Source organism: Pirellulales bacterium (assembly GCA_019694455.1).
Taxonomy (GTDB): domain Bacteria; phylum Planctomycetota; class Planctomycetia; order Pirellulales; family JAEUIK01; genus JAIBBY01.
The window spans coordinates 312,699-332,068 of sequence record JAIBBY010000001.1 but is presented as its reverse complement, the minus strand read 5'-3'; the positions used below and the strand labels follow the sequence as shown (position 1 = coordinate 332,068).

Sequence of the window (19,370 nt, the reverse complement as noted above, 5' to 3'; positions counted from 1 at the left end):
GCGGCGGCGGCTGTACCTGGCGGTCGATCGGTTGTTGCCCAATTCGATGGCGGAGGCAGCGCAGATCGAGCGCCATGTGGGAATCGATTGCCAGCGGCAAACTGTCGTGCCGAATGCGGCCGATCCGAATTTCGCCGAGGCCGACGCGCAATTATTTGAGCGCGAGTACGGCCTGCGCGACTTCATTTTGTACGTGGGTCGCATCGAGCCGCGCAAGAATCAACTCGGTTTCTTGCGCGCCCTGCGCGGCAGCCACCATCCGGTCGTGTTCCTCGGTGAAGTTGTGCCAGGGCAGGAGGACTACCTCGACGCTTGCCGCCACGAGGCGGGGGACAACGTTCACTTCCTGCCGCGCATCGGCAACTTGGATCCTCGGCTGGCTAGCGCATACGCCGCTTGTCGGTGTTTGGCGCTGGTGAGTTGGTTTGAAACTCCAGGGCTGGCGGCGATTGAGGCGGCCATGACTGGCGCCCCGTTGGCGCTCACCGAGCGCGGTTCCACTCGCGAGTACTTTGGCGACTTTGCCAGCTATGCCCGGCCTGGTTCGCGGCGTTCAATTCGCGCCGCTGTGGAACAAGCAATCGATCGCGGACGCGACTCGCGATTGGCCGCGCATGTGATGAAGAGCTTTACTTGGCGCATCGCGGCCGAGCGAACGCTGGAGGCGTATCGCGATGTGTGCTAATCGCCAGAAACGCGGCCGAGTCTGGTCATCGGGGCGCTACCGCTATGTGCGTATGCGCTGGCGAGTGTTGTTTGCGATGATCGATTGGCTGGGCGCCAAGTTGGCGCCTCGTTCGGCTTCTGCTCAATGCGCGCCGCGCCGCATCTTGATTATCCAACTCGATCATCTCGGGGACGCGATCATCTCGCGGCCGATGATCGTGGCGCTGCAAGCAGCCTGGCCGTTGGCTTCCATTGATGTGTACTGCGGCGCCTGGACTCAGGATTTCTTTGCTCGCCTGTCAGAAATCGAACAAATCCATGTCTCGCGCTTCAATCGGTTTGCGCGCGATTGGCGCCGCATGCTCCTGGCGTGGCTTCCCGCCTACTTCTATCAAGCGCTTGCGATGCGCGGCCGCTACGACATGGCCATCGATGTGCGAGGCGAATTTCCCAATGCGCTGTGGATGTGTTTGGCCAAGATTCCGCGCCGGGTGGGCTGGGATGCGGGGGGCGGCGGTTTTCTGCTTACCGATTCTCCCTGCTATGTGCCCGAGCGCGCCGAACATCTATCGCGGCGAGCCTTGTTGTCCGCAATCGGTGTCGAAATTGCACCGCGTTCCGAACTGAATTTTGAACCGGGCGCCGCGGCGCGCAGCGCAATCGCGCAGCGACTCGGTGAAGTGTGGCGGCCGCTTGTGGTTGCCCATATTGGCGCCGGAACCGAGGCTAAACGTTGGTCCGCGCGGCGCTGGATGCAGTGGGCGGAACGCACGGCGCTTGACAGCGATGCTCGCGTGATTCTGGTTGGCGCACGCAGCGAGTGCGCGATTGCCCACGAGATCATGGCGGGTTTGACGCCGGCGGCGCGCGCCAGCGTCGAGGATTGGACCGGCGAATTGACGCTGAGCGAACTGGCGGCGCTCGTTGCGAAGTGCGATGTCTATGTTGGCGCCGATTCTGGACCTGCCCATCTGGCGGCACTGGTGGGCGCGCCGAGCGTGGTGCTCTTCAGCGGGACTAATCTGGCGGCACAGTGGCGGCCTCATTCCAACGGCGCGCCGGTGACGGTGCTGCGTGAGTCCGTGGCTTGTTCGCCCTGCCACCACACGCGCTGCCCACTCGCCGATCATCCCTGCATGCAGCACACCGCATTTGAGGTGTGGCAGGCGGTGGATTGTCTGCTGTGCGACAGCAAGTCGAGAAGCGAGTGTGAGCCCATCGAGATCAAGCAGGACGAACAACTCGGAGCAACGCGATGATCGCGCCGATTCGAGAACAGGATGCGCGTAGCGGCAGCGACCGGCGCCGCTGGATTCGTGCCCGCATGGCGGTGGCTTCGTCGTTGTTTCCAAGTTACAAGCCGCGCGAAGGCGACCGGCCACTGGGTCTCTGGAAGGCGTGGTTGTGGGCAAGTTGGATTGTCGTCGTATCGAGTGTTTTTCTCGGTCGGCTGGTGGCGCGACTGCTGATGTAGCACGCAAATGGACCACTTTGTGACGGAATTTGCGCTCAACTTGATGCTGGTTGCCAAGTCGCTTGCGGCAGTCGGGATCATCGCGCTGGCAGCGTTGGGCATGGGACGCGCGGTGTTAGTCGCGCTGCGCCTGGCCGACGACGATTCGCTGGCGACCGTGGTTTGGAGCCTTGGGCTGGGTTTTGTGGCGGGCGGGTTGGCCTGGACCGCGCTGGGATTGGTGGGGCTGCTGTTTCCGCTGGTGGTCATCGCCTGCACATTTTCGGCAGCCTTCTGGGGATTGGGGGAAGCGGCTCAGACGTGGTTCATCTGGCGGCGCCGAGCCGCGCAGCGTGCAATCGATGTGGATGCGGAAGTGGCGCCGGCGGTTCCGCGCGGGATGCGTCTGGGATTGATAATGGCGGTGGGCCTCGTCTGCCTGGCGACATTCGTCACCGCGCTTGCTCCCACCACGGCGGGCGACGCGCTCTGTTACCACCTAGAGCTACCCAAGGCATTTCTGGCGAATCACTCGTTAGTGTACTTGCCATATCACGACAACTGCACGTTTCCGCTGTTGGCGGAGATGCTCTACCTGTGGGGCCTGGCTTGCGATGGGCCGGTCGCCGCTGGCTTGATTGCCTGGACCTTCGGGCTTTTGCTTGGCGGCGCCGCGGTGTTGTTGACGACGCCCATTCTGGGACGAAGTTGGGCACTGGTTGCCGGGGCGGTCACGCTGCTCGTGCCGGGCATCGCCACGCAAATGACCGCTCCGCTGTGCGATGCCGCCGTGGCGCTTTGGACCACTCTCTCGCTGGTCGCATGGCGCAAGGCGATTCACGAGGCGGCATCTCCACGTTGGTTATTGGTTGCTGGCGTCATGCTGGGGGCTTCCCTGTCGACCAAGCACACCGCATGGCTGTTTGTGGTGGCGCTGGTTGTAGTTGAGTTGGCAATGGCGTGGCGCCCACATCGGGCCCGAGCCCGAGTGGTGGTGGGCCTGGGCGTGGCGCTTTCGCTAGCCGCTGTGATTGCCGCCCCCTGGTACATCCGCGCGTGGCGCCATCGCGGCGATCCGTTCTATCCAGTGTTGTCGGCGGCACGCGGAGTCGACACCGCGCCCGCAACGGTCGATAAAACGCCGCTGTCGCGCACATTGGCCGGACTGATTGCCGCGCCTTGGCAAGCGACGCTCTGGCCGGAGCGATTTGGCGGCCACGCGCACCAGATGGGTCCGGTCTTTCTGATGCTGCTGCCCGGGCTTTTGTTGGTGCGCCGCTTGCGTGGCTTGGGCTCGCTACTGGCCATCGCGGCGGTGTATGGACTGCTGTGGTTCTTGATGCGACAAAACGTGCGCTTCTTGTACCCGGTCGTGCCGCTGCTGGCGGCGGGATCGGTGTGGACGCTGATTGAACTCAAGCGATTGCCCGGCGCGCCACGCGCCTTGGCGATTGGCTGCCTGTCGCTGGTACTCGGCGCCAGCGCCGCAATGGCCATGAATCGCGGGGGAGGCGACCTGTTGGTGGCGCTGGGACTGGAGAGCCGCGAGGCCTACCTGATTCGCCGCGAGCCGAGTTACACCGCCGCGCTGGTCATCAATCGTCTGGCGGGGGCAAATGCGAGAATCTTGTCAGAGGATTACCGCGGCTACTACTTTGAAGGTCAGTTCGACCGCGAGAGCACCTACCGCCGATTGACGAGCTACCACAAAACGGCCCCGGCACGCGGCAACCTGGCGGTCGACCTGAAGCGCCGCGGTTACACCCATCTGGTGCTGCTCGATCGCCAGGGGCCCGATCGGTTGGCTCATGCGCAGGTCCTCTCCAACCTTGTTGAGAAAGAACTCGACCGCCAGGGCGCCGATCCGGGGCCGCTCTTGGAACTGACAAGCTATGAGGCCATCGACGCCGAAGGGGTGGCTCGCAACTATCGGCTCTTCATGCTCCGCTGACCGTCGAAGCATTTGACGCTAGCAGTCGCGTCATTGATCTTTGTCGCTTTGGCGAGGTTTGGTAGTTTGGGCTCCCCGCAAGAACCCAATTTCTGGAGCCATTGCCATGGACGGCTGGCACACACAACTGGTCGCCGATCAGTTGACCAGCACTCGCGCCGCGCACGCGGTGACTGTTCTCTTGCCGGCTTATAACGAAGCTGGCGCCATCGAGCGCGTCTTAGCCGAGGTGGTCGAGGCGCTGGCGGATGACACCGATATGGAGGTTTTAGTCGTCGACGATGGCTCGACCGACCATACCGCCGCGCTGGCTGAGGAGTTTGCCGCGCGCTGTTGGCAATGCCCGGTGCGCGTGGTCCGCTGCCCAGAAAATCGAGGCGCTGGAGCGGCGCGCAAGGTGGGCGTTCGCGCGGCGCGGGGCGAAGTGGTGGTGATGCTCGACGCGGATGGCTCCTACCCGGCCGAGAGCATACGCGAGCTTTTGGCCTGGTTTCCGGATTACGATCAGGTGAACGGTGCCCGCACCAGCGAGCAAGGCACGTGGCCTTGGCTGCGGCGTCCCGCGAAGTGGCTCATTCGCCGGCTGGCCTGTTATCTCACCGCGCAGCGCATTCCCGATCTCAACACGGGGCTCAAGGCATTCAAGCGCGAGGCGATGTTGCCTTGGTTGTGGGTGGTGCCGGACGGGTTCAGTTGCGTCACCACGATGACGTTGGCCTTTCTCACCAATGGCCGCCCAGTGAAATACGTGCCGGTCGAGTATCGCCCGCGCATCGGCAAGAGCAAGTTTCATCCGGTCAAAGACACGCTGGCCTATCTGGCCACGGTGCTGCGCATCGTGCTTTATTTTCGGCCGCTCAAGATATTCTTGCCGATCGCGGGCATTGTTTTGGCTGCGGGAGTCGCCAAGTCGGTCCACAGCGTCGCCGGCACGGGAACGATGCAGGAATCGGACATTGTGGTGCTGGTCGCCGGCTTCATGACGATGATGTTTGGCCTCTTGGCGGAGGTCATCGTGGCGCATCATCGTCGTTAGCTCGCTGGGGCGAATTGTCGAAGGATTACGCGGACATGGCGTCGACACTGGCTTGCGGCAGCGGTGGTTGTGGAACCAAGGATAGCGGGTTTGTCACGCTCGATGCCGTGGCGCGTTCGGCCCAGCGCGAACCCGTGAGAATCGCTCGCGACCCCCAACTGCGCGGACAATATCTCACCACGGCCTTGATGCAGATTCCGCGCATCCTGGGCGCGATCGATCGCAACCCGTATCGCGGCACCTATGGTTCGCTCGACCGCGCGCATTGGCACTACCGAACCAGCGATTTCCCCTGCCAGATGTTTCAAGAGGCCGTCTGGCCGCTGGCGCTCGTCTACCATCATTCGCTGCCCGGCAATGTATGGCAGGGCTCGCCGCGCCTGCGCGAATTGATTGTGGCCGCGCTGCGGTATGCGGCGACTAGCTCGCATCAAGATGGCTCGTGCGACGATTACTATCCCTATGAACGAGCGCTTGGCGCGGCTGTGTTCGCCACCAACGCCGCGGCGCAGAGCTATCAGTTGCTCGGGCTCGATGATGCCGCGCTCGGCGAATGGCTCGTTCGCCGAGGGCAATGGTTGATTCGTCACAATGAGTCGGGCCGTTTGGCGAATCATCAAGCGCTGGCGGCGCTGGCGCTGGCGCGCATTGGCCAGATCACCGGCGAAGGGGAGTTTCGCGAGGCGGCCCGAGATCGCATCGGCACGGTGTTGGCGTGGCAGCACGCCGAGGGCTGGTTCGAGGAATACGGCGGCGCCGACCCAGGCTATCAAACGGTGACGCTGGAAGCGCTTGCCGAGTATCAACGACTCACCGGGGCCGACTGGCTGGATGGCGCCATTGCGCGTGGGTTGAACTTCGCGCGCTGCTTCCTGCACCCGGATGGAAGTTACGGCGGTGAATATGGGAGCCGCGGCACGTATCATAATTACCCCCATGGGATGGAGCTATTGGCGCGGCGCCATGCCGCAGCCGGAGAGTTGGCCGAGGGTTTTCTGCAAGGTGTGTCCCGAGGTCGTCACGCCGCGTTCTCTGATGACCGGATGTACGCGCATTGGGTGGGAAGCTGGATCGAGGCGTGGATCGACTGGTCCGCGACGCGCGTCGCCCCGCCGGCCGAACAGGCGTCAGATTCATCGTCGCAGATGATTCAGTTTCCCGCGGCCGGGTTGTATGTCCATAAGTCACCGAGTTCGATGACCATCGTTTCCAGCGCACGGGGTGGAACCTTCAAGCATTTTGTTGAAGATGAGTGCGTGGCGGCCGACGCGGGACTGATTGCCGAGTTTGAGAATGGTCAAGTTGCCGCGACGCAGAGCCACGAGCGTGATGCCGTCGGCGCCGTGAAAGTCCAAGATCAACCTGCCGTGTTGGAGCTGTCGCGGCCAGCGTTTTGGGTGCGGTACGAAACTTTTACGCCGGCCAAGTTCTTGGTCTTTCGCGCGGGAATGTTGACGCTAGGGCGCTGGGCCCGTGACGTCGTGCGGCGACTATTGCAGCGGCGAGCAATCACTGGTCGAAAGATCGCGCCGCTACGCGTGACACGTCGGTTTGAGTGGGGGGATCGGCTTCGGATCATAGACACGATCGAGTTGATGGATCGCAAGCGCCGCCTGCGGCGGATGCACTTGGGCGTCGATCATCACACGGGGTATACCGCCGCTGCGGGAGCGCATCAGCAGGCGTCGCTCGCCGTATGGCGCGACTTGAGCGACCGGCTCAGCGAACTACATGCGACCGGCAGAGTGACCATTATTCGAGAAGTGGCTACGCCGAGCGCTAGCGCGACCGCGTGCCGCGTGTTGTCGTCGCGCTAGCGCACCTTGGCGCGGAAGCGGACAATGCCGCCGTCTCCTGGTTCGATCGTTTCGCGAATGTCCCATCGCAGCGTGCGCGAGCCAGCCGTGTTGAGTTCACTGGTAAAGTCGGCCTTCACACTGGACTGAGCGCTGCCGTCCACCAGTTCTAACCGCGTGGTCAGGCTATCGACGATGGTCACGTTGCGCAATGGTTCGTTGCCGACATTGTCGAAGCGAATGGTGAAGTCGACCGTGTCGCCCGGATTGGCAAAAGGCGTCGACGCCACTTTGCACACGCGCAGCATCGGGCAACAGGGCTTGTCTTTGATGGTGAACGTGGCCTGCACGCGCTGATCGCCAACCACCTCGTTGGCCGCCTGATGATCGAGCAGCACCTGCACTCCCTGCGTCGGTGACCAGACAATCGCGGCCTGAATGCTCTGCGCGAGATACGGCTTTTCTCCCTGTTCGAACACGCCGTGGCGTATGATCGACAGGTTTTCGTAAGGCGCCAGCGCATCGGACATGACAATCGGCGTCAGCCGCAATGATACGCGATCGACCGCCTCGCGCCCCTCGATGGCCACCAGTTTGCGACGCCCGATGCCGACCTGCGCCGGTATGTTTTGCAGCGTGGTGGTGGGTTCGAGCAGTTCGTCGTACTTCACCAGTTCCAGCGGCTTGTCGAGTGTGCCGGGGGCCTGAATCTGTTCGCTCAGTATCGGGTTGACCACTTTGCGCACCGACGCGAATCGCGGGGCGTAGATGCACACGCAGTTCGACGGCTGCATCCGGGCGCCGCAGCGGCTGTCGTAGTACGCCACGGTGTCTTCGGTTTCGATTCCCTCGGGCAGTCCCGCCTCGTCGAGGGTGGCTCGCGCGCCATGGTCGCCGCCATCGCAGATACATTCGCCGTCCGAGCCGCAACCACAGCAGGCCGAGTAGGGCAGGGGGGAAGGCTCGGGCGGACAGCCCACTGGTGGCGCGGGGCAACCGCCCTCGCCGCAGTCGCCGGTGGCACAACGGCCATCGGGGCAGGGCAGGGGAGGGGCCTTGCTGGCCAAGGAAGTGGCTGTGCTTGCGGTCATGGCCTCATCAAGCTGTCGCCGCGCGGGGACCGAATTGCACGCGCAGCAAAGTAACAGCGGCGCGCCGAACATAACGGCGATGGCGCGCCGTGCGCGGTCGGAGCTACTCGCTTGTCGCGCGGCGCGTCTCATGTGCCGTTGGCCTTCACAACTCGCTTAGTCCGCCGATCGGGACCGCTGGCGCCAGTCGGCGTGGGAAATAGTTCGTGCCGCGGCGTAGCGGGACGATTGAAAACGATAAAGGGCGCGCACGGTTCGTTGGTGTCGAGTTGTCCCAAGGAATCGACCGGCACGCGACCGCCAACTCGCAAGATCGCCATCGGCTTGCCGAGCACATCGGCCGCTAGCAGCGGGTCTTCACCCGTTTGGGCATCCATGCTGATCTGTTGCTCTCCCTCGGCGACCGGCAGCGCCTGACCTGGGTCTTCCAGATAGATCACGCGCGTGACAAAGTTGCCGCGCAGCGCCAGCTCCAGATCTTCCTGTGTTAATTCGATTACAACGGGGAACCGCAACTCCTGTCCGCGCGGCGGACACAGGCGATTGATCACTTCGATGGTGGGAAACAGCTCCTCTCCCTCATGAAAGGGGATGCCGGTGAGCTTCAGCCGATAGGCCGGGCCGATGAGCATGCCCGCAACGACCGGATTGCGGCGCGGCTCGGAGAAGGCGCCGTCGTCGGCCAGCGAGACTTCGACGCCACGCGGCGCCCGAACCTCGACCGGCTGAAAATAACCTGGCAATGGTCCACCGCGCTCGAGCTGCGCTTTGCCAATCGCTCCCGGGGATCTATCACTGGTGTAGCGATAGTGCACCGCCGGCAATTGCGCCGCCGTGGGCTGTGCCCAGACGAAGCTGGCCGCGATGCTTGCACACCAGATTGCGACAACTCGGATCCCGCGGCGAGCGTCGCTCGCCGGGAGATCGCGGAGTCGGTGGACCATTGCCATGAATCAGGGCTGCTGCCATTGAAGAAGAGTTGCGACACACCCAGCGAGTCGGCTAGTGGACCATCTGCCGCTTGTCATCGTGCGGCGGATGCAGCATCACTGGCGAGTTGAACGACCGCTCGTGAATATGCACGTGGCTGGGCGGCTTCGGATAGTTCATGCCGGGCGACTGCTTGACGTCAATCCGCACCTTGTGCGTCGGCTTGGGCAGATGCACATGCGTGTGATTGGCGATCACGTGCTTCTTGAGTCCGGCGGGCACGCCGAGCGGCACGTGTGGCGGGCCGGGAAGCCCGATCGGCGTGCCGCTGATCGGCATGCCGTACTGCGGCCCGGTCAACCCGGAGATCATGGCCGAGGGATCGCTGGGGCCAAGCCCTGGTCCACCGCCAGCACAGCACATGCCCGATTCGCAATCGCCCATGCCACCGGCGCCAAACGAGCCGCCGTACATGCCGATCGCGCCTTGATCTTCGGCGCCGGGCACCTGCAGGTCTTTGTTGCCCAATCGCACGATGCCTAGGATCGAACCGCGGCGGTCGGCCTCAACTATCGGGTCGAGACCGGGATCGAGTCGAGTGCTCACCAAGGTCTCGACCCCCGGCACGGCGAGTTCCTGGAACTCTGGATCGGGCAGGAAGAGCACCTTGGTGACGAAGTTGCCGCTTAAGACCTGATCGAAGTCTTCTTCGGTGTAATCAATCTGCAGGGCGTTATGAGCGAGATACGCCTCGGTGCGCGGCATCGTCGGCGCGATCTCGATCGTGGGATACAGCTCCACGCCCGGTCGCCCCGGGATATTGGTGAGTTTCAGGCGGTAGAGCGCGCCTTGCGGAAAGTTCGATCGTCCCGGAACGGTGATGGGCTCCGAGTCGAACATGCCCGGTGAGCTCACATCCCAGGTGACGACCATGCCATCGGGGTTATGGAAGTACACCTGCGTGGTCGGCGCGCCGATGCCCATGCCCATACCGCCCCCAGGGCCCATGCCTGGATCGGGTGGTATGACTCCGGGGCCAGGACCGTCGACGCCCGGACCAGGATGCATCAGCATCTCTGCTGGTGGCAGGTTGTGCATGCCTGGGGCCTTGCACCCCACCATGGTGGCGACCGCACAGAGCAACACCCATTGGTATCGCATTCGGATTCCCTTCCGCTGGCGCGAGCTTGCCGCGTGTGCGCAAGCAGCGACGCTGATGAGACTTGAGTACGTTGTTGGCTGGTCACGATTGGCGTGGACCGAGCCATGCGGGAAACCTAGAATGCCCGCCCTGACCGAACTGCGGCAATTGCGCAGCTCGGTAACGTGGCATTCCATGCTTCCTGCGTCCTATTTGGTCGGTTCGCTACGACCGATTTCTTTGGAAAATCCGGCAAACTCCGCCCGATGATGGCCAGGTTCTCTATTTCCGCGCTCATTTTGGTCGGCTTGGCTGGCGCGGCGGCGCAGGCACAGCAAAGGCCGCTGTCGGGGCCACAAATTGCGCCGCCGTCGGCGCAGCAGGCTATGCAACCAGGCTATCCGCGCGATCCGCGGCGTCCGCCGGCGCCGCCGACAACCAATTATCCAACCGACGTGCAGCACGCGTCGTATTTAGCGGCAGCCAAGCCAGGGGAGGGCAGGGGGGGGGCGCCCGTAGCGGTGCCTGTTGCGCCACCCGCGCTGGCGAGCCAAAGGGGGAGTGATCTCATCAGCGCGGCCGCGCGATCAGTTGCCAGTCGTGCATCGATCACCGCAAAACTGCGGCAAGAGATCGAACTTTTTGATCAGCATTTGATTGGCGCTGGCAACTATTGGCAGATCAGCGCGCCGGTGCGATTGTGGCGGCTCGAACTGGTGCTCAAGAACGGCGAACGGCAAAGCGTGCTGCAACAGGTATGCAACGGACGTCAGGTGTCGATCTTCGAGCGGATTGGTGAGCAGCAAACGCTCAAGCAACTCGACCTTGCGCAGATTCATCAGGCGCTGGTCGCGGAGCAACAGGCGCATCCCAAGCGTGGCCCGGCGCTTGCCGATTGGGGAACGGGTGGCCTGCCGCAACTGCTCGACGGCGTGACGCGAGCATGGGAATTGACCGCCGGCGAGCAAGTCACCTGGCACAACAAAAAAGTTTGGAAGGTGACTGGGGTTTGGAAAAAAGAAATGCTTGCCGCGCTGATCCCGGACCAGAAGGAAAAGATCCGCAAAGGCGCTGCGCCCGACATGACTCGCCTGCCGCCGCATCTGCCAGACACGCTCGTCGTTTACCTCGGGGTGAGCGATTTGTTTCCGTATCGCATCGAGTATTTGCGCACTCCTCGGCCGAGCTGGTATGCGCGGCTGTGGACCAGTACCGAACCGCGACCGGTCGCCACGTTCGAGCTGTTTGATGTGGTGTTCGGCCACACCATTGATCCGCGCCTCTTCACGTTCTCGCCCGGCAACCTCGCGGCCAACAACGCCACCGAGGACCAGATTGCGCAAATCAAGAACCTGGCCGAAGCGCTGACGCCGTAACTCACCGCGCGTGCTGGCTAATCAGCGGCTGAAAGCTTGTCGCGGGCTAGCAAACTGGCGACGCGCACCGCCTCGATCATGCTTGAAGTCTCCGCGCGCCCTTGCCATGCCAGATCGAACGCTGTGCCGTGCGCCACGCTGGTGCGCACTATCGGCAGGCCGAGCGTCACATTCACCGCGCGGTGCATGCCGAGCAACTTGAGCGCGATATGCCCTTGGTCGTGATACATGGCGACCACCGCATCGAACTCACCCGCGGCGGCGCGCACCATGGCGGTGTCGGCCGGCAAGGGGCCCTCGACCGTGATGCCTGATTCGCGCGCGGCTTGTACCGCCGGCGCGATGAGCGACTGTTCCTCCGTGCCGAAGAGTCCCTCTTCTCCGGCGTGCGGATTGAGCGCCGCAACCGCCACGCGCGGCGGTGAGCCTTTAATAGCGCTAAAGGTGCGCGAGGTCAGGCGAATGGTGCGCAACACCTCGGCCGTGCTGAGGTGGTTGAAAACATCGGCCAGCGCCATGTGCAGCGTGACATGGATCACGCCCAATCCGGCCGGGCCGCGCACCGGGCCGCCGTGCGCCAAATAGAGCATCATCGCGAAATCGTCGACGCCGCAGATTTCGGCCAATAGTTCCGTGTGGCCTGGGTAGTGATGGCCCGCCGCCCAGAGGGCTGCCTTATGGAGTGGCGCGGTCACGATCGCATCGACCTGGTCAGCTAGCGCGGCGCGCGCGGCCGCCCGCAGCGCGTCGTACGCCGCTTGTCCGCCGCGAGCATCGATTTGACGAACCGGGGCGGCACGGCAGGATGGGTCAACCACTGGCAGGCAGGGAAGCACATCGGTAGGGGCGGGCACCGCGTCGAGCGTATCAACTTGTTTGACTTTGATCGGCGACTGCAACAAATCGGCGGCTCGCTGCAGAATAACGGGGTCGCCGAACACGACCGGCGCCGCAAGATCGTGCAATTCGGCGTGATGCCACGCGCCGACGATCACTTCTGGCCCCACGCCGGTGGGGTCGCCCATGGTGATGGCAATGCGAGGTTTCTTCATAACTCTCATTCTAGCGACTCGGGTTTTTTGCGGTCCCGCGCCGATCGCCGCCCTGGTCGCGAACCGCTACAGCCCCCGCCGAAATAACTCAGTGGCTCAAACTAGACTTTATCCAAATTAGTCGGCTAGAATACGCAAGCGCTGGCGGGCTCCTAATGATGGGCGAACTGCCCGCCAAACGCTCATTACCCATTCAATGAGGAAGTGCCATGAGCCGGAAGCTTGGACTGGTAGCGTTGACGACCGCAGTGGTTGTGTCTTGGTCGCAGACGGTTCTGGCTCATCCAGGACATCCTGGCCATTCGTTTAGCGATGGCGCGTTGCATCCGCTGAATGGTCTCGATCACTTGTTGGCGATGGTCGCCGTGGGGTTGCTCGCCGTACGTTTGGGTGGGCGCGCCATCTGGGCGTTGCCGGTCACGTTCATGGGCGCGATGCTCGCAGGAGGCCTGTTGGCCAGTGTTGGCATGCCACTGCCGGGCGTGGAGTACGGCATTGGCGGATCAGTGCTGGTGTTTGGGTTGCTAGTCGCGTCGCGGCGCGTGATGCCGCTCTTTGCGAGTTGTGTGCTGGTTGGATTGTTCGCCATGTTTCACGGCCATGCGCATGCGGCCGAAATGGCTGCGGAAGGTACTTTTGGCATGTACGCCGCTGGGTTTCTGCTCTCGACGGCCACCTTGCACGCCGCTGGCATTGTTGGCGCGCTGGCGTTGGCCAAGGGTTGGCGTTCTGACGCCGTGCGGGTTTGTGGGGCGGCGATTTCCGCGGCCAGCTTGATGATCCTGCTCGGCTAATTGGCCGAAGAGCGCGTTTGCATCCACAAGACGACCGCGAGCTTGCGAGCTGCGGTCGTCTTTTTCGTTTTTTCATACGGGGCGACGAACCGGAACGACATGGCTCGAATTTTTGGCGTGCTGGCCACTTTCGCTGTGATTTTCGTAGCGGCGACGCTCGTGCTTGGCCTGACTTTGGGCGACGTGCGAAACCCAGACGACACGGCCACGCAGCGTTGGGCCACTGTCCATCGGCTCTCTGGCGTTGCCGCGGCGCTGGCCGTGATGTTCGCCAATGGCGTGGTCGTCACCTATTTCGTCGGCACGAGTCGCTGGTGCAGAGAAGTTTGCGACGCCTATGGTCTGGGGACCGGCTTCGTGCGGGAAAGCAACGCCATCAAACGCCGCACGTTTCCGTTGGCCGTGTTCAACATGCTAGTGATTGTGGGCGTGGTCGCTCTGGGGGGCGCGGCCGACCCCGGGGCCTCATTGCAGCTCAAGCCGTTGGGTTCGCTCACTTGGGCCAACATTCATTTGATTGGCGCCTTGCTGGGGCTCACCTTTTTGGTTGGCGCCTCGCTCAAGCAATGGATCAACATTCAGGCGCATCACGAGGTCATTGAGCGGGTAATGTCTGCCGTGAAAGAAAAACGGATCGCGCGCGGCCTGGATGTGGAATAACCGTATCGGGCTAGTGCTCGTGCGGATGCTCGTAACCTTGGCCGTGATCGTGGTCATGTTGCTCGTGCGAGTGACCTGGCGCCTCGTGTGAGTGGCCGTGCCCGGTGCCCTCGGCCAGACCAATCGCCCAGGCCGCGGCGATGCCAAACAATAGCGCTACCGAGAGTTTGCCCCGATCGTGCTGGTGGAATTGCAGTTCGGGCAGCAGATCGCTGGAAGCAATGCACAAGAACGTGCCGGCCGAAAACGCCAGCGCCACGCCAAGCCAGTAGTGCGACCCCGCGCCCGGCGCGGCGAACCCCGCCAGCAGCAACAGTGCGCCTGCCGGCGCGAGCAGCGCGAAATACGCGTTAAACCAATGTCGCGCCCTGGGAGACCAACCGCCGGCGGCGAGCAGCGTGCCAAGGGTTAGCGAGTCGAACGGCTTGTGCAGCAGAATCACCAGAAAGGTGGCCAGGCCGACCAAGCGGAATCCGTCGCCGTGCGCAGCCTCGGCTTGCACGCTGGCGGCCAGTGCGAGTCCATCCGCCAGGCCGTGTAGCGACAGGCCAATCACCGCGCCGCTGGCGCTCATGGGGGCGGCGTGATGATGTTCCAGTTCGCAGCCGGCGTGATGCTCGTGCGCGTCGGCCTCTGAGATATCGTGATGATGAAAGGCAAAGAAGCGCTCGATAAAGAACATCGCCAAGAAACCGATTAACGTCCAACTGGCGACGGCGTCGATGGAGCGCAGTTCAAAAAAGGCGTGTGGCCCCAGGTGCAGGATGCCCACGCCGAGCATGGCGCCCGCCACAAAACTGAGCGCCAGTTGCATGCGCTGATGCGTCAGCCGCACCAGGAGCGGCACCAGGCCGCCAGCAAGCGAAGCCAATACGATCAGCACGCCATAGGCCAAAAGCACGAGCAAGCTAGAAGTGGCCATCGGGGGGGCGTTTCGGCTGGGAGGCGAGCGGCGCAGACAACGGGCACGTTCTAGCCCGTGTCCGTTACCGCTGTCAACGCCCTGACCGGCCTGATTTGCGTGTCTTGCCTAGTTGGCGTACCGTGCTCGCCGGGGGCATTGACCGTCATGAAGTGGAGGACGCACAGTGCGAGCATGCGTGCAACGTGTTGCCGAGGCGCGGGTGCGCGTGGAGGGCCAGATCGTGGGGGAGATTGGTCCGGGGCTGTTGGTGCTATTGGGCGTGGCGGCCGACGATCAATCGGTCGACGTTCACTATCTGGCCGACAAGATCACGACACTGCGGATCTTCGAGGACGAGGACGGCAAGATGAACCGGTCGGTGATCGATACCGGAGGCGGCGTTTTGGTAGTCAGCCAGTTCACATTGCTGGGCGATTGCCGCAAGGGGCGCCGGCCCGGTTTCAGCGCCGCCGCGCCTCCGGAACTCGCCGCGCGGCTGTATGAAGATTTTGTGGCCGAGACGCGCCGCGTGGCCGCGCACGTGGCGACTGGCCAGTTCCGCGAGCAAATGCGAGTTGAGCTGGTCAACGACGGCCCGGTGACCATGCTGCTGGACAGTCGAAAACTGTTTTGAAGGTTGCTCGCGCGGGGCAGGGTAGGGGGGGCCGGCACGGAATCAGCCTGACTTAGCGGGGCGGCGATTCGTCGGCGCGGCCAGCGACTTGCTCGGTGCGATCGTGATTATGCCACTTGCGGAGACGCTGCTGCATCCAATAGGGATCGTTCACCGCCAGATAGGCCAAGGCGGCCAACAGCGAATAGGTGAAGACATTCGGCCCCATGCTTTCACCCCACAATTTGAGCGCGGTGCCGAAGGACGATTTGACGTGAATCCAGCCGCGTTTCATGCCGATGCTCCAGATTTCGTCGAGCACCAAATGCGACATGAAGCCCGCCATGACCGCACCCGCCTTGAAGTAGCGAATCTCCAGAGTGTCTGACTCGCAGAGCAAGAACGCGATCAGTCCCGCGATGAGGCAGGCCGGAATGCTGTGGTACATGCCGCGATGCACCGTCAGTCGCTTGAGCATGCGGGCCATTCCGTAGCGCACGGCAAAGTACAGCCCGATGCCAGCCAGCGCCATGGCGTCGTGCGACATGCCCCATTCTTCAAATCGATGAATCATCAACATCGGCACGATGCTGGCCGTGAAGCCGACGGTCTCGCGCAGCGGGCGGCCCGAGTCGCTATCGAGATCGGGCAGCATGCCCGAGGCGCCGCACAGGCAGCCGGCCAGCGCGGCGGTTTCTGGCGCCACATGGTATTGAAAATGCCCGATGAGGCCGTAGGCGACCCCCAGCGTGCTGCTCACCGTGACATGCGTTGTAAAACCGGCCATGGCGCATTCCTTTACGCAAGTTGAGACCCGTTCGGCGCCGAGCGCCAGGGGCGGTGACTGTATACGGCGGCGTGGGCGGTGGCCAAGCCCAATTGGCGAGTCCCCACTTGGAGCGGCGGTCGCTGTTTTTGCCGCCACTATTTCGGCCTGGGGCTGATCTTCGTGCGTGGTTTGGTCGCGGCTATACTCCCCCCCTCTCAAGCAATTGGGATGCGTGACGAAATATCCGTCAGGTCGCCCCACATCTTGTTCCGCGAGACGACAATATGGAGCCGTACGACATTGCGATGCTGGCCGTGCTGGTGGGCGCCACGCTGTTTGGCTTTTGGAAAGGCATGGCGTGGCAGCTTGCGTCGCTAGCTTCGCTGGGCGCCAGCTATTTCGTCGCGCTGCGGCTGAGCCCCGTGCTGGCGCCGTATTTCGGGTCGCAAGCGCCGTTGAACCGGTTCATTGCGATGGGAGCCATCTACCTGGGCGCGTCGCTCGGCGTGTGGCTCGCCTTTCGAGTGGTGGCTGGCGCCATCGACCGAGTGCGGCTCAAGGAATTCGATCGCCAGGTGGGCGCCCTGTTCGGGGCCGCCAAGGGGGTGCTGCTGTGCGTAGTCATCACGTTCTTCGCCGTTTCCTTCTCTGTCCAGGCTCGCGACATGATCCTTCATACCCGGTCGGGTTATTACATCGCGCTGCTGATTGATCGGGCTGAAACGATTATGCCGGCGGAGATCAAGGGGGTGATCGGTCCATACCTCGATCGGCTCGACTACCAGCTCGATCCGAGCCGGCACTCGGAGCGGACGGCGGCGGGCGGTTTCGAGCTGCCGTTTTGAATCGCCAGCCGGTCTTGATCGCCATCCGCGACGGGGGAGCGGGGAGCCGAAATTGTTGAGATTTGTTTCGGCCGGGTCCGTTGTCCGCGCGATAGAGCCGGCATGAGTCTGCCGTTTGCCACCGTGCATGGGCCGGGAAGCGAGGTCCAAGGCGTTTGGCGGGAATATCGTGTATTTCCCAGTGTTTTTAGCCAAAAACCGAACATAAGAAACATTATCGGACGTTGGTGGCGGCCCCAATCCTGGCCAGGTCGGGCTTCGGACCCGATCTCACCACAGGCCTTCAGACGGTCGGTTGCCTCGCCGATGGACAATCTGATCGACGGTCGTTTCAGGGCGGTGAAGTAAGCCAATCGCGGACGGCCAGCGCCGGAGCGCCGGTCGGAAGCGCCGCCCCGGGGCGCGCATGTTTCCAGCGCGAGATACGAGCGGCGGTTACAATGGCCGCCTCAATTGGTGCGATTCTATTTTTCCCGAGTTTTTCGCCAGGCCGCAAATGTTCGCAGGAAAGAAAGTGGTTGTCGTCATGCCCGCCTACAACGCGGCGCAGACGCTGCGTCAGACGTACGACGAGGTGATGGCGCAAGGCGTCGTCGACGTGGTGGTGGTGGTGGACGATGCCAGCCGGGACGAGACCGTGGACGTCGCCCGGGCGTTGCCGCAAACGCGCGTGGAGGTGCACCCGCGGAACCGGGGGTATGGCGGCAACCAGAAGACCTGCTACCGAACGGCGCTGGAGGAAGGCGCCGACATCGTGATCATGGTCCATCCCGACTATCAGTACACCCCGAAGTTGATTCCGGCGATGTGCTCGATGATCGGTAACGAGCTGTATCACTGTGTGCTGGGTTCGCGGATCTTGGGAGGTTACGCCTTGCGGGGCGGCATGCCAATCTGGAAGTACATTGCGAACCGATTTCTCACTGCGGCCGAGAATGTGCTGCTCGGCGCCAAGCTTTCAGAGTACCACACGGGGTATCGCGCCTTTTCGCGGGAGCTGTTGGAGCGGCTACCGCTCGACGCCAATTCCGACGATTTTGTCTTCGACAACCAGATGCTCGCGCAGATTTTCTGGATGGGCTATGAGATCGCCGAGGTCAGTTGCCCGACCAAATACTTTCCCGAAGCGTCGTCGATCAACTTTCAGCGCAGCGTGAAATACGGCCTGGGCTGTCTGGCGACCGGATTGCAGTACCGGTTGGCGCGCTGGGGGCTGGCGAGCTACGAACGCTTTCCGCCGGAATTGGCTCGCGACAACTACACCGCGTTGGCATCGGCGACAATCAGATCGTCAGCGGCCGACGACGTCGGCTCGGGCGTGTGATCGGCGCTAGCTTCGAGCACCGCGCCAATCTTGCGGAACTTGTCGTATCGCTTGTCTAGCAACTGCTCGAGCGGCTGATTGACAAGCTCGCGGAGCGAGCTGACCAGGTACATCTTGAGGCGGTTGGCCATCTGGTGGTGATCGCGATGGGCGCCGCCCAACGGCTCGGCGATCACGTCGTCGATTACGCCCAGGCGATGCAGGTCGCGTGAGGTGAGCTTGAGGGCCTTGGCGGCCTGTTCGGCGAACGCGCCGCTCTTCCACAGAATGCCGGAACAACCCTCGGGCGAAATGACCGAATAGTAGGCGAACTCGAGGACGGCCACCTTGTCGCCCAGGCCGATGCCAATGGCGCCGCCGGAACCACCTTCGCCAATGACGACGCACACGACGGGCGTGCCAAGCCGCGACATCTCAAACATGGAGTTGGCGATGACGTGTGCCACGCCGCGCTCCTCGGCGCCAATGCCCGGATAGGCGCCACCGGTGTCGATCATGCAGACCAGCGGCAAGCCGTACTTGGCTGCCAGTTGCATCTTGCTGATCGCCTTGCGGTAACCCTCGGGGTGGGCGCAGCCATAGTTGCAGGTGGTCCGCTCCTTGAGGGTCTTGCCTTTTTGGTGCCCAACCAGCATCACCTTGAAATCGCCCAGCTTGGCGAATCCGGTGCGTAGGGCGCGATCGTCGCCAAAACACTTGTCGCCATGCAGTTCGACGAACTCGTCGAAGACCAGATCGATGTAGTCAGTGAGCATGGGGCGGTCGGGATGGCGTGCCACCTGAACGACCTGCCACGGCTCCAGTTCGCTGTAAATCTTTTTGGTCAGGTCGGCCGATTCGCGGCGCAGGCGGCGAATTTCGTCGCGGCCTTCAACCGTTTGTTCCGGCGCCGCTTCGAGCTTGGCCAAACGAGTTTCGAGTTCTTGAATCGGACGCTCGAACGCCAATCGATGCTTAAGTGCGCTCATA

Annotated in this window: 19 protein-coding genes; 12 read left to right on the top strand and 7 right to left on the bottom strand. The window is 62.9% G+C overall.

Annotation, left to right across the window (positions count from 1 at the left end; all coding sequences use genetic code 11):
- From K1X71_01340 to K1X71_01315, 6 genes are all read left to right on the top strand, one after another.
- On the top strand, window positions 1-685 hold a 685-nt coding region (locus K1X71_01340), incomplete at its 5' end, for a glycosyltransferase (protein ID MBX7071764.1).
- Window positions 675-1,925 carry a glycosyltransferase family 9 protein gene (locus K1X71_01335; protein MBX7071763.1) on the top strand — a complete coding sequence of 417 codons (1,251 nt, stop codon included), beginning with the start codon at window positions 675-677 and terminating at the stop codon, window positions 1,923-1,925. The genes K1X71_01340 and K1X71_01335, both read left to right, overlap by 11 nt.
- Window positions 1,922-2,140, top strand: a complete 219-nt coding sequence (locus K1X71_01330; GenBank protein ID MBX7071762.1) for a hypothetical protein — start codon at window positions 1,922-1,924, stop codon at window positions 2,138-2,140. Before K1X71_01335 ends, K1X71_01330 begins: the two co-directional genes overlap by 4 nt.
- A gap of 19 nt (window positions 2,141-2,159) precedes the next feature.
- Window positions 2,160-4,070, top strand: coding sequence for a glycosyltransferase family 39 protein (locus K1X71_01325; protein MBX7071761.1), 1,911 nt, complete (start codon window positions 2,160-2,162; stop codon window positions 4,068-4,070).
- Window positions 4,071-4,176: 106 nt separating this feature from the next.
- Window positions 4,177-5,106, top strand: a complete 930-nt coding sequence (locus tag K1X71_01320; GenBank protein MBX7071760.1) for a glycosyltransferase family 2 protein — start codon at window positions 4,177-4,179, stop codon at window positions 5,104-5,106.
- 35 nt (window positions 5,107-5,141) lie between these two features.
- Entirely contained in the window at window positions 5,142-6,923 is a 1,782-nt protein-coding gene (locus K1X71_01315) for a hypothetical protein (GenBank protein MBX7071759.1), read from the top strand.
- Here K1X71_01315 and K1X71_01310 read toward each other — a convergent pair.
- The 3 genes from K1X71_01310 to K1X71_01300 form a co-directional block, all read right to left on the bottom strand.
- Complete coding sequence (locus K1X71_01310; protein ID MBX7071758.1) at window positions 6,920-7,993, bottom strand: DUF11 domain-containing protein; 1,074 nt, start codon at window positions 7,991-7,993, stop codon at window positions 6,920-6,922. The two genes, K1X71_01315 and K1X71_01310, sit on opposite strands and share 4 nt — an antisense overlap.
- Window positions 7,994-8,121: 128 nt before the next feature.
- Window positions 8,122-8,937, bottom strand: coding sequence for a hypothetical protein (locus tag K1X71_01305; protein MBX7071757.1), 816 nt, complete (start codon window positions 8,935-8,937; stop codon window positions 8,122-8,124).
- A 58-nt stretch (window positions 8,938-8,995) separates the two neighbouring features.
- Complete coding sequence (locus K1X71_01300) at window positions 8,996-10,045, bottom strand: hypothetical protein (GenBank protein MBX7071756.1); 1,050 nt, start codon at window positions 10,043-10,045, stop codon at window positions 8,996-8,998.
- Window positions 10,046-10,450: 405 nt separating this feature from the next.
- Here K1X71_01300 and K1X71_01295 point away from each other — a divergent pair, with 405 nt between their 5' ends.
- Window positions 10,451-11,440, top strand: a complete 990-nt coding sequence (locus K1X71_01295) for a hypothetical protein (GenBank protein MBX7071755.1) — start codon at window positions 10,451-10,453, stop codon at window positions 11,438-11,440.
- Window positions 11,441-11,457: 17 nt separating this feature from the next.
- On the opposite strand, the gene pdxA is transcribed toward K1X71_01295, so the two are convergent.
- Window positions 11,458-12,492: a 4-hydroxythreonine-4-phosphate dehydrogenase PdxA gene (gene pdxA / locus K1X71_01290; GenBank protein ID MBX7071754.1), complete on the bottom strand. Its 1,035-nt coding sequence runs from the start codon at window positions 12,490-12,492 to the stop codon at window positions 11,458-11,460.
- Window positions 12,493-12,701: 209 nt separating this feature from the next.
- Here pdxA and K1X71_01285 point away from each other — a divergent pair, with 209 nt between their 5' ends.
- Window positions 12,702-13,286: a HupE/UreJ family protein gene (locus tag K1X71_01285; protein ID MBX7071753.1), complete on the top strand. Its 585-nt coding sequence runs from the start codon at window positions 12,702-12,704 to the stop codon at window positions 13,284-13,286.
- Window positions 13,287-13,385: 99 nt separating this feature from the next.
- On the top strand, window positions 13,386-13,946 hold the full coding sequence (locus tag K1X71_01280) for a hypothetical protein (GenBank protein MBX7071752.1): 561 nt from the start codon (window positions 13,386-13,388) through the stop codon (window positions 13,944-13,946).
- 10 nt (window positions 13,947-13,956) lie between these two features.
- On the opposite strand, the gene K1X71_01275 is transcribed toward K1X71_01280, so the two are convergent.
- Window positions 13,957-14,868, bottom strand: coding sequence for a ZIP family metal transporter (locus K1X71_01275; protein ID MBX7071751.1), 912 nt, complete (start codon window positions 14,866-14,868; stop codon window positions 13,957-13,959).
- Between the two features lie 166 nt (window positions 14,869-15,034).
- Between K1X71_01275 and dtd the strand changes: the two genes are divergently transcribed.
- Window positions 15,035-15,484 (top strand): D-tyrosyl-tRNA(Tyr) deacylase, encoded by a 450-nt coding sequence (dtd, locus tag K1X71_01270; GenBank protein MBX7071750.1) that lies wholly within the window; start codon window positions 15,035-15,037, stop codon window positions 15,482-15,484.
- Between the two features lie 52 nt (window positions 15,485-15,536).
- Here dtd and K1X71_01265 read toward each other — a convergent pair whose 3' ends face one another.
- Window positions 15,537-16,250 carry a metal-dependent hydrolase gene (locus K1X71_01265; GenBank protein ID MBX7071749.1) on the bottom strand — a complete coding sequence of 238 codons (714 nt, stop codon included), beginning with the start codon at window positions 16,248-16,250 and terminating at the stop codon, window positions 15,537-15,539.
- A 266-nt stretch (window positions 16,251-16,516) separates the two neighbouring features.
- Here K1X71_01265 and K1X71_01260 point away from each other — a divergent pair, with 266 nt between their 5' ends.
- Window positions 16,517-17,077: a CvpA family protein gene (locus K1X71_01260; protein MBX7071748.1), complete on the top strand. Its 561-nt coding sequence runs from the start codon at window positions 16,517-16,519 to the stop codon at window positions 17,075-17,077.
- Between the two features lie 496 nt (window positions 17,078-17,573).
- Window positions 17,574-18,401 (top strand): glycosyltransferase family 2 protein, encoded by an 828-nt coding sequence (locus tag K1X71_01255; GenBank protein MBX7071747.1) that lies wholly within the window; start codon window positions 17,574-17,576, stop codon window positions 18,399-18,401.
- Here K1X71_01255 and K1X71_01250 read toward each other — a convergent pair.
- Complete coding sequence (locus tag K1X71_01250) at window positions 18,335-19,369, bottom strand: acetyl-CoA carboxylase carboxyltransferase subunit alpha (protein MBX7071746.1); 1,035 nt, start codon at window positions 19,367-19,369, stop codon at window positions 18,335-18,337. The two genes, K1X71_01255 and K1X71_01250, sit on opposite strands and share 67 nt — an antisense overlap.
- Between the last annotated feature and the right edge of the window lies 1 nt (window position 19,370).

Bases quoted from the DNA above. Each gene is read 5' to 3' on its own strand.
- K1X71_01335 (MBX7071763.1), top strand. From the start codon at position 675: ATGTGTGCTAATCGCCAGAAACGCGGCCGAGTCTGGTCATCGGGGCGC.
- K1X71_01330 (MBX7071762.1), top strand. From the start codon at position 1,922: ATGATCGCGCCGATTCGAGAACAGGATGCGCGTAGCGGCAGCGACCGG.
- K1X71_01320 (MBX7071760.1), top strand. From the start codon at position 4,177: ATGGACGGCTGGCACACACAACTGGTCGCCGATCAGTTGACCAGCACT.
- K1X71_01315 (MBX7071759.1), top strand. From the start codon at position 5,142: ATGGCGTCGACACTGGCTTGCGGCAGCGGTGGTTGTGGAACCAAGGAT.
- K1X71_01310 (MBX7071758.1), bottom strand. From the start codon at position 7,993: ATGACCGCAAGCACAGCCACTTCCTTGGCCAGCAAGGCCCCTCCCCTG.
- K1X71_01305 (MBX7071757.1), bottom strand. From the start codon at position 8,937: ATGGTCCACCGACTCCGCGATCTCCCGGCGAGCGACGCTCGCCGCGGG.
- K1X71_01300 (MBX7071756.1), bottom strand. From the start codon at position 10,045: ATGGTGGGGTGCAAGGCCCCAGGCATGCACAACCTGCCACCAGCAGAG.
- K1X71_01295 (MBX7071755.1), top strand. From the start codon at position 10,451: ATGCAACCAGGCTATCCGCGCGATCCGCGGCGTCCGCCGGCGCCGCCG.
- pdxA (MBX7071754.1), bottom strand. From the start codon at position 12,492: ATGAAGAAACCTCGCATTGCCATCACCATGGGCGACCCCACCGGCGTG.
- K1X71_01285 (MBX7071753.1), top strand. From the start codon at position 12,702: ATGAGCCGGAAGCTTGGACTGGTAGCGTTGACGACCGCAGTGGTTGTG.
- K1X71_01280 (MBX7071752.1), top strand. From the start codon at position 13,386: ATGGCTCGAATTTTTGGCGTGCTGGCCACTTTCGCTGTGATTTTCGTA.
- K1X71_01275 (MBX7071751.1), bottom strand. From the start codon at position 14,868: ATGGCCACTTCTAGCTTGCTCGTGCTTTTGGCCTATGGCGTGCTGATC.
- K1X71_01265 (MBX7071749.1), bottom strand. From the start codon at position 16,250: ATGGCCGGTTTTACAACGCATGTCACGGTGAGCAGCACGCTGGGGGTC.
- K1X71_01260 (MBX7071748.1), top strand. From the start codon at position 16,517: ATGGAGCCGTACGACATTGCGATGCTGGCCGTGCTGGTGGGCGCCACG.
- K1X71_01255 (MBX7071747.1), top strand. From the start codon at position 17,574: ATGTTCGCAGGAAAGAAAGTGGTTGTCGTCATGCCCGCCTACAACGCG.
- K1X71_01250 (MBX7071746.1), bottom strand. From the start codon at position 19,369: ATGAGCGCACTTAAGCATCGATTGGCGTTCGAGCGTCCGATTCAAGAA.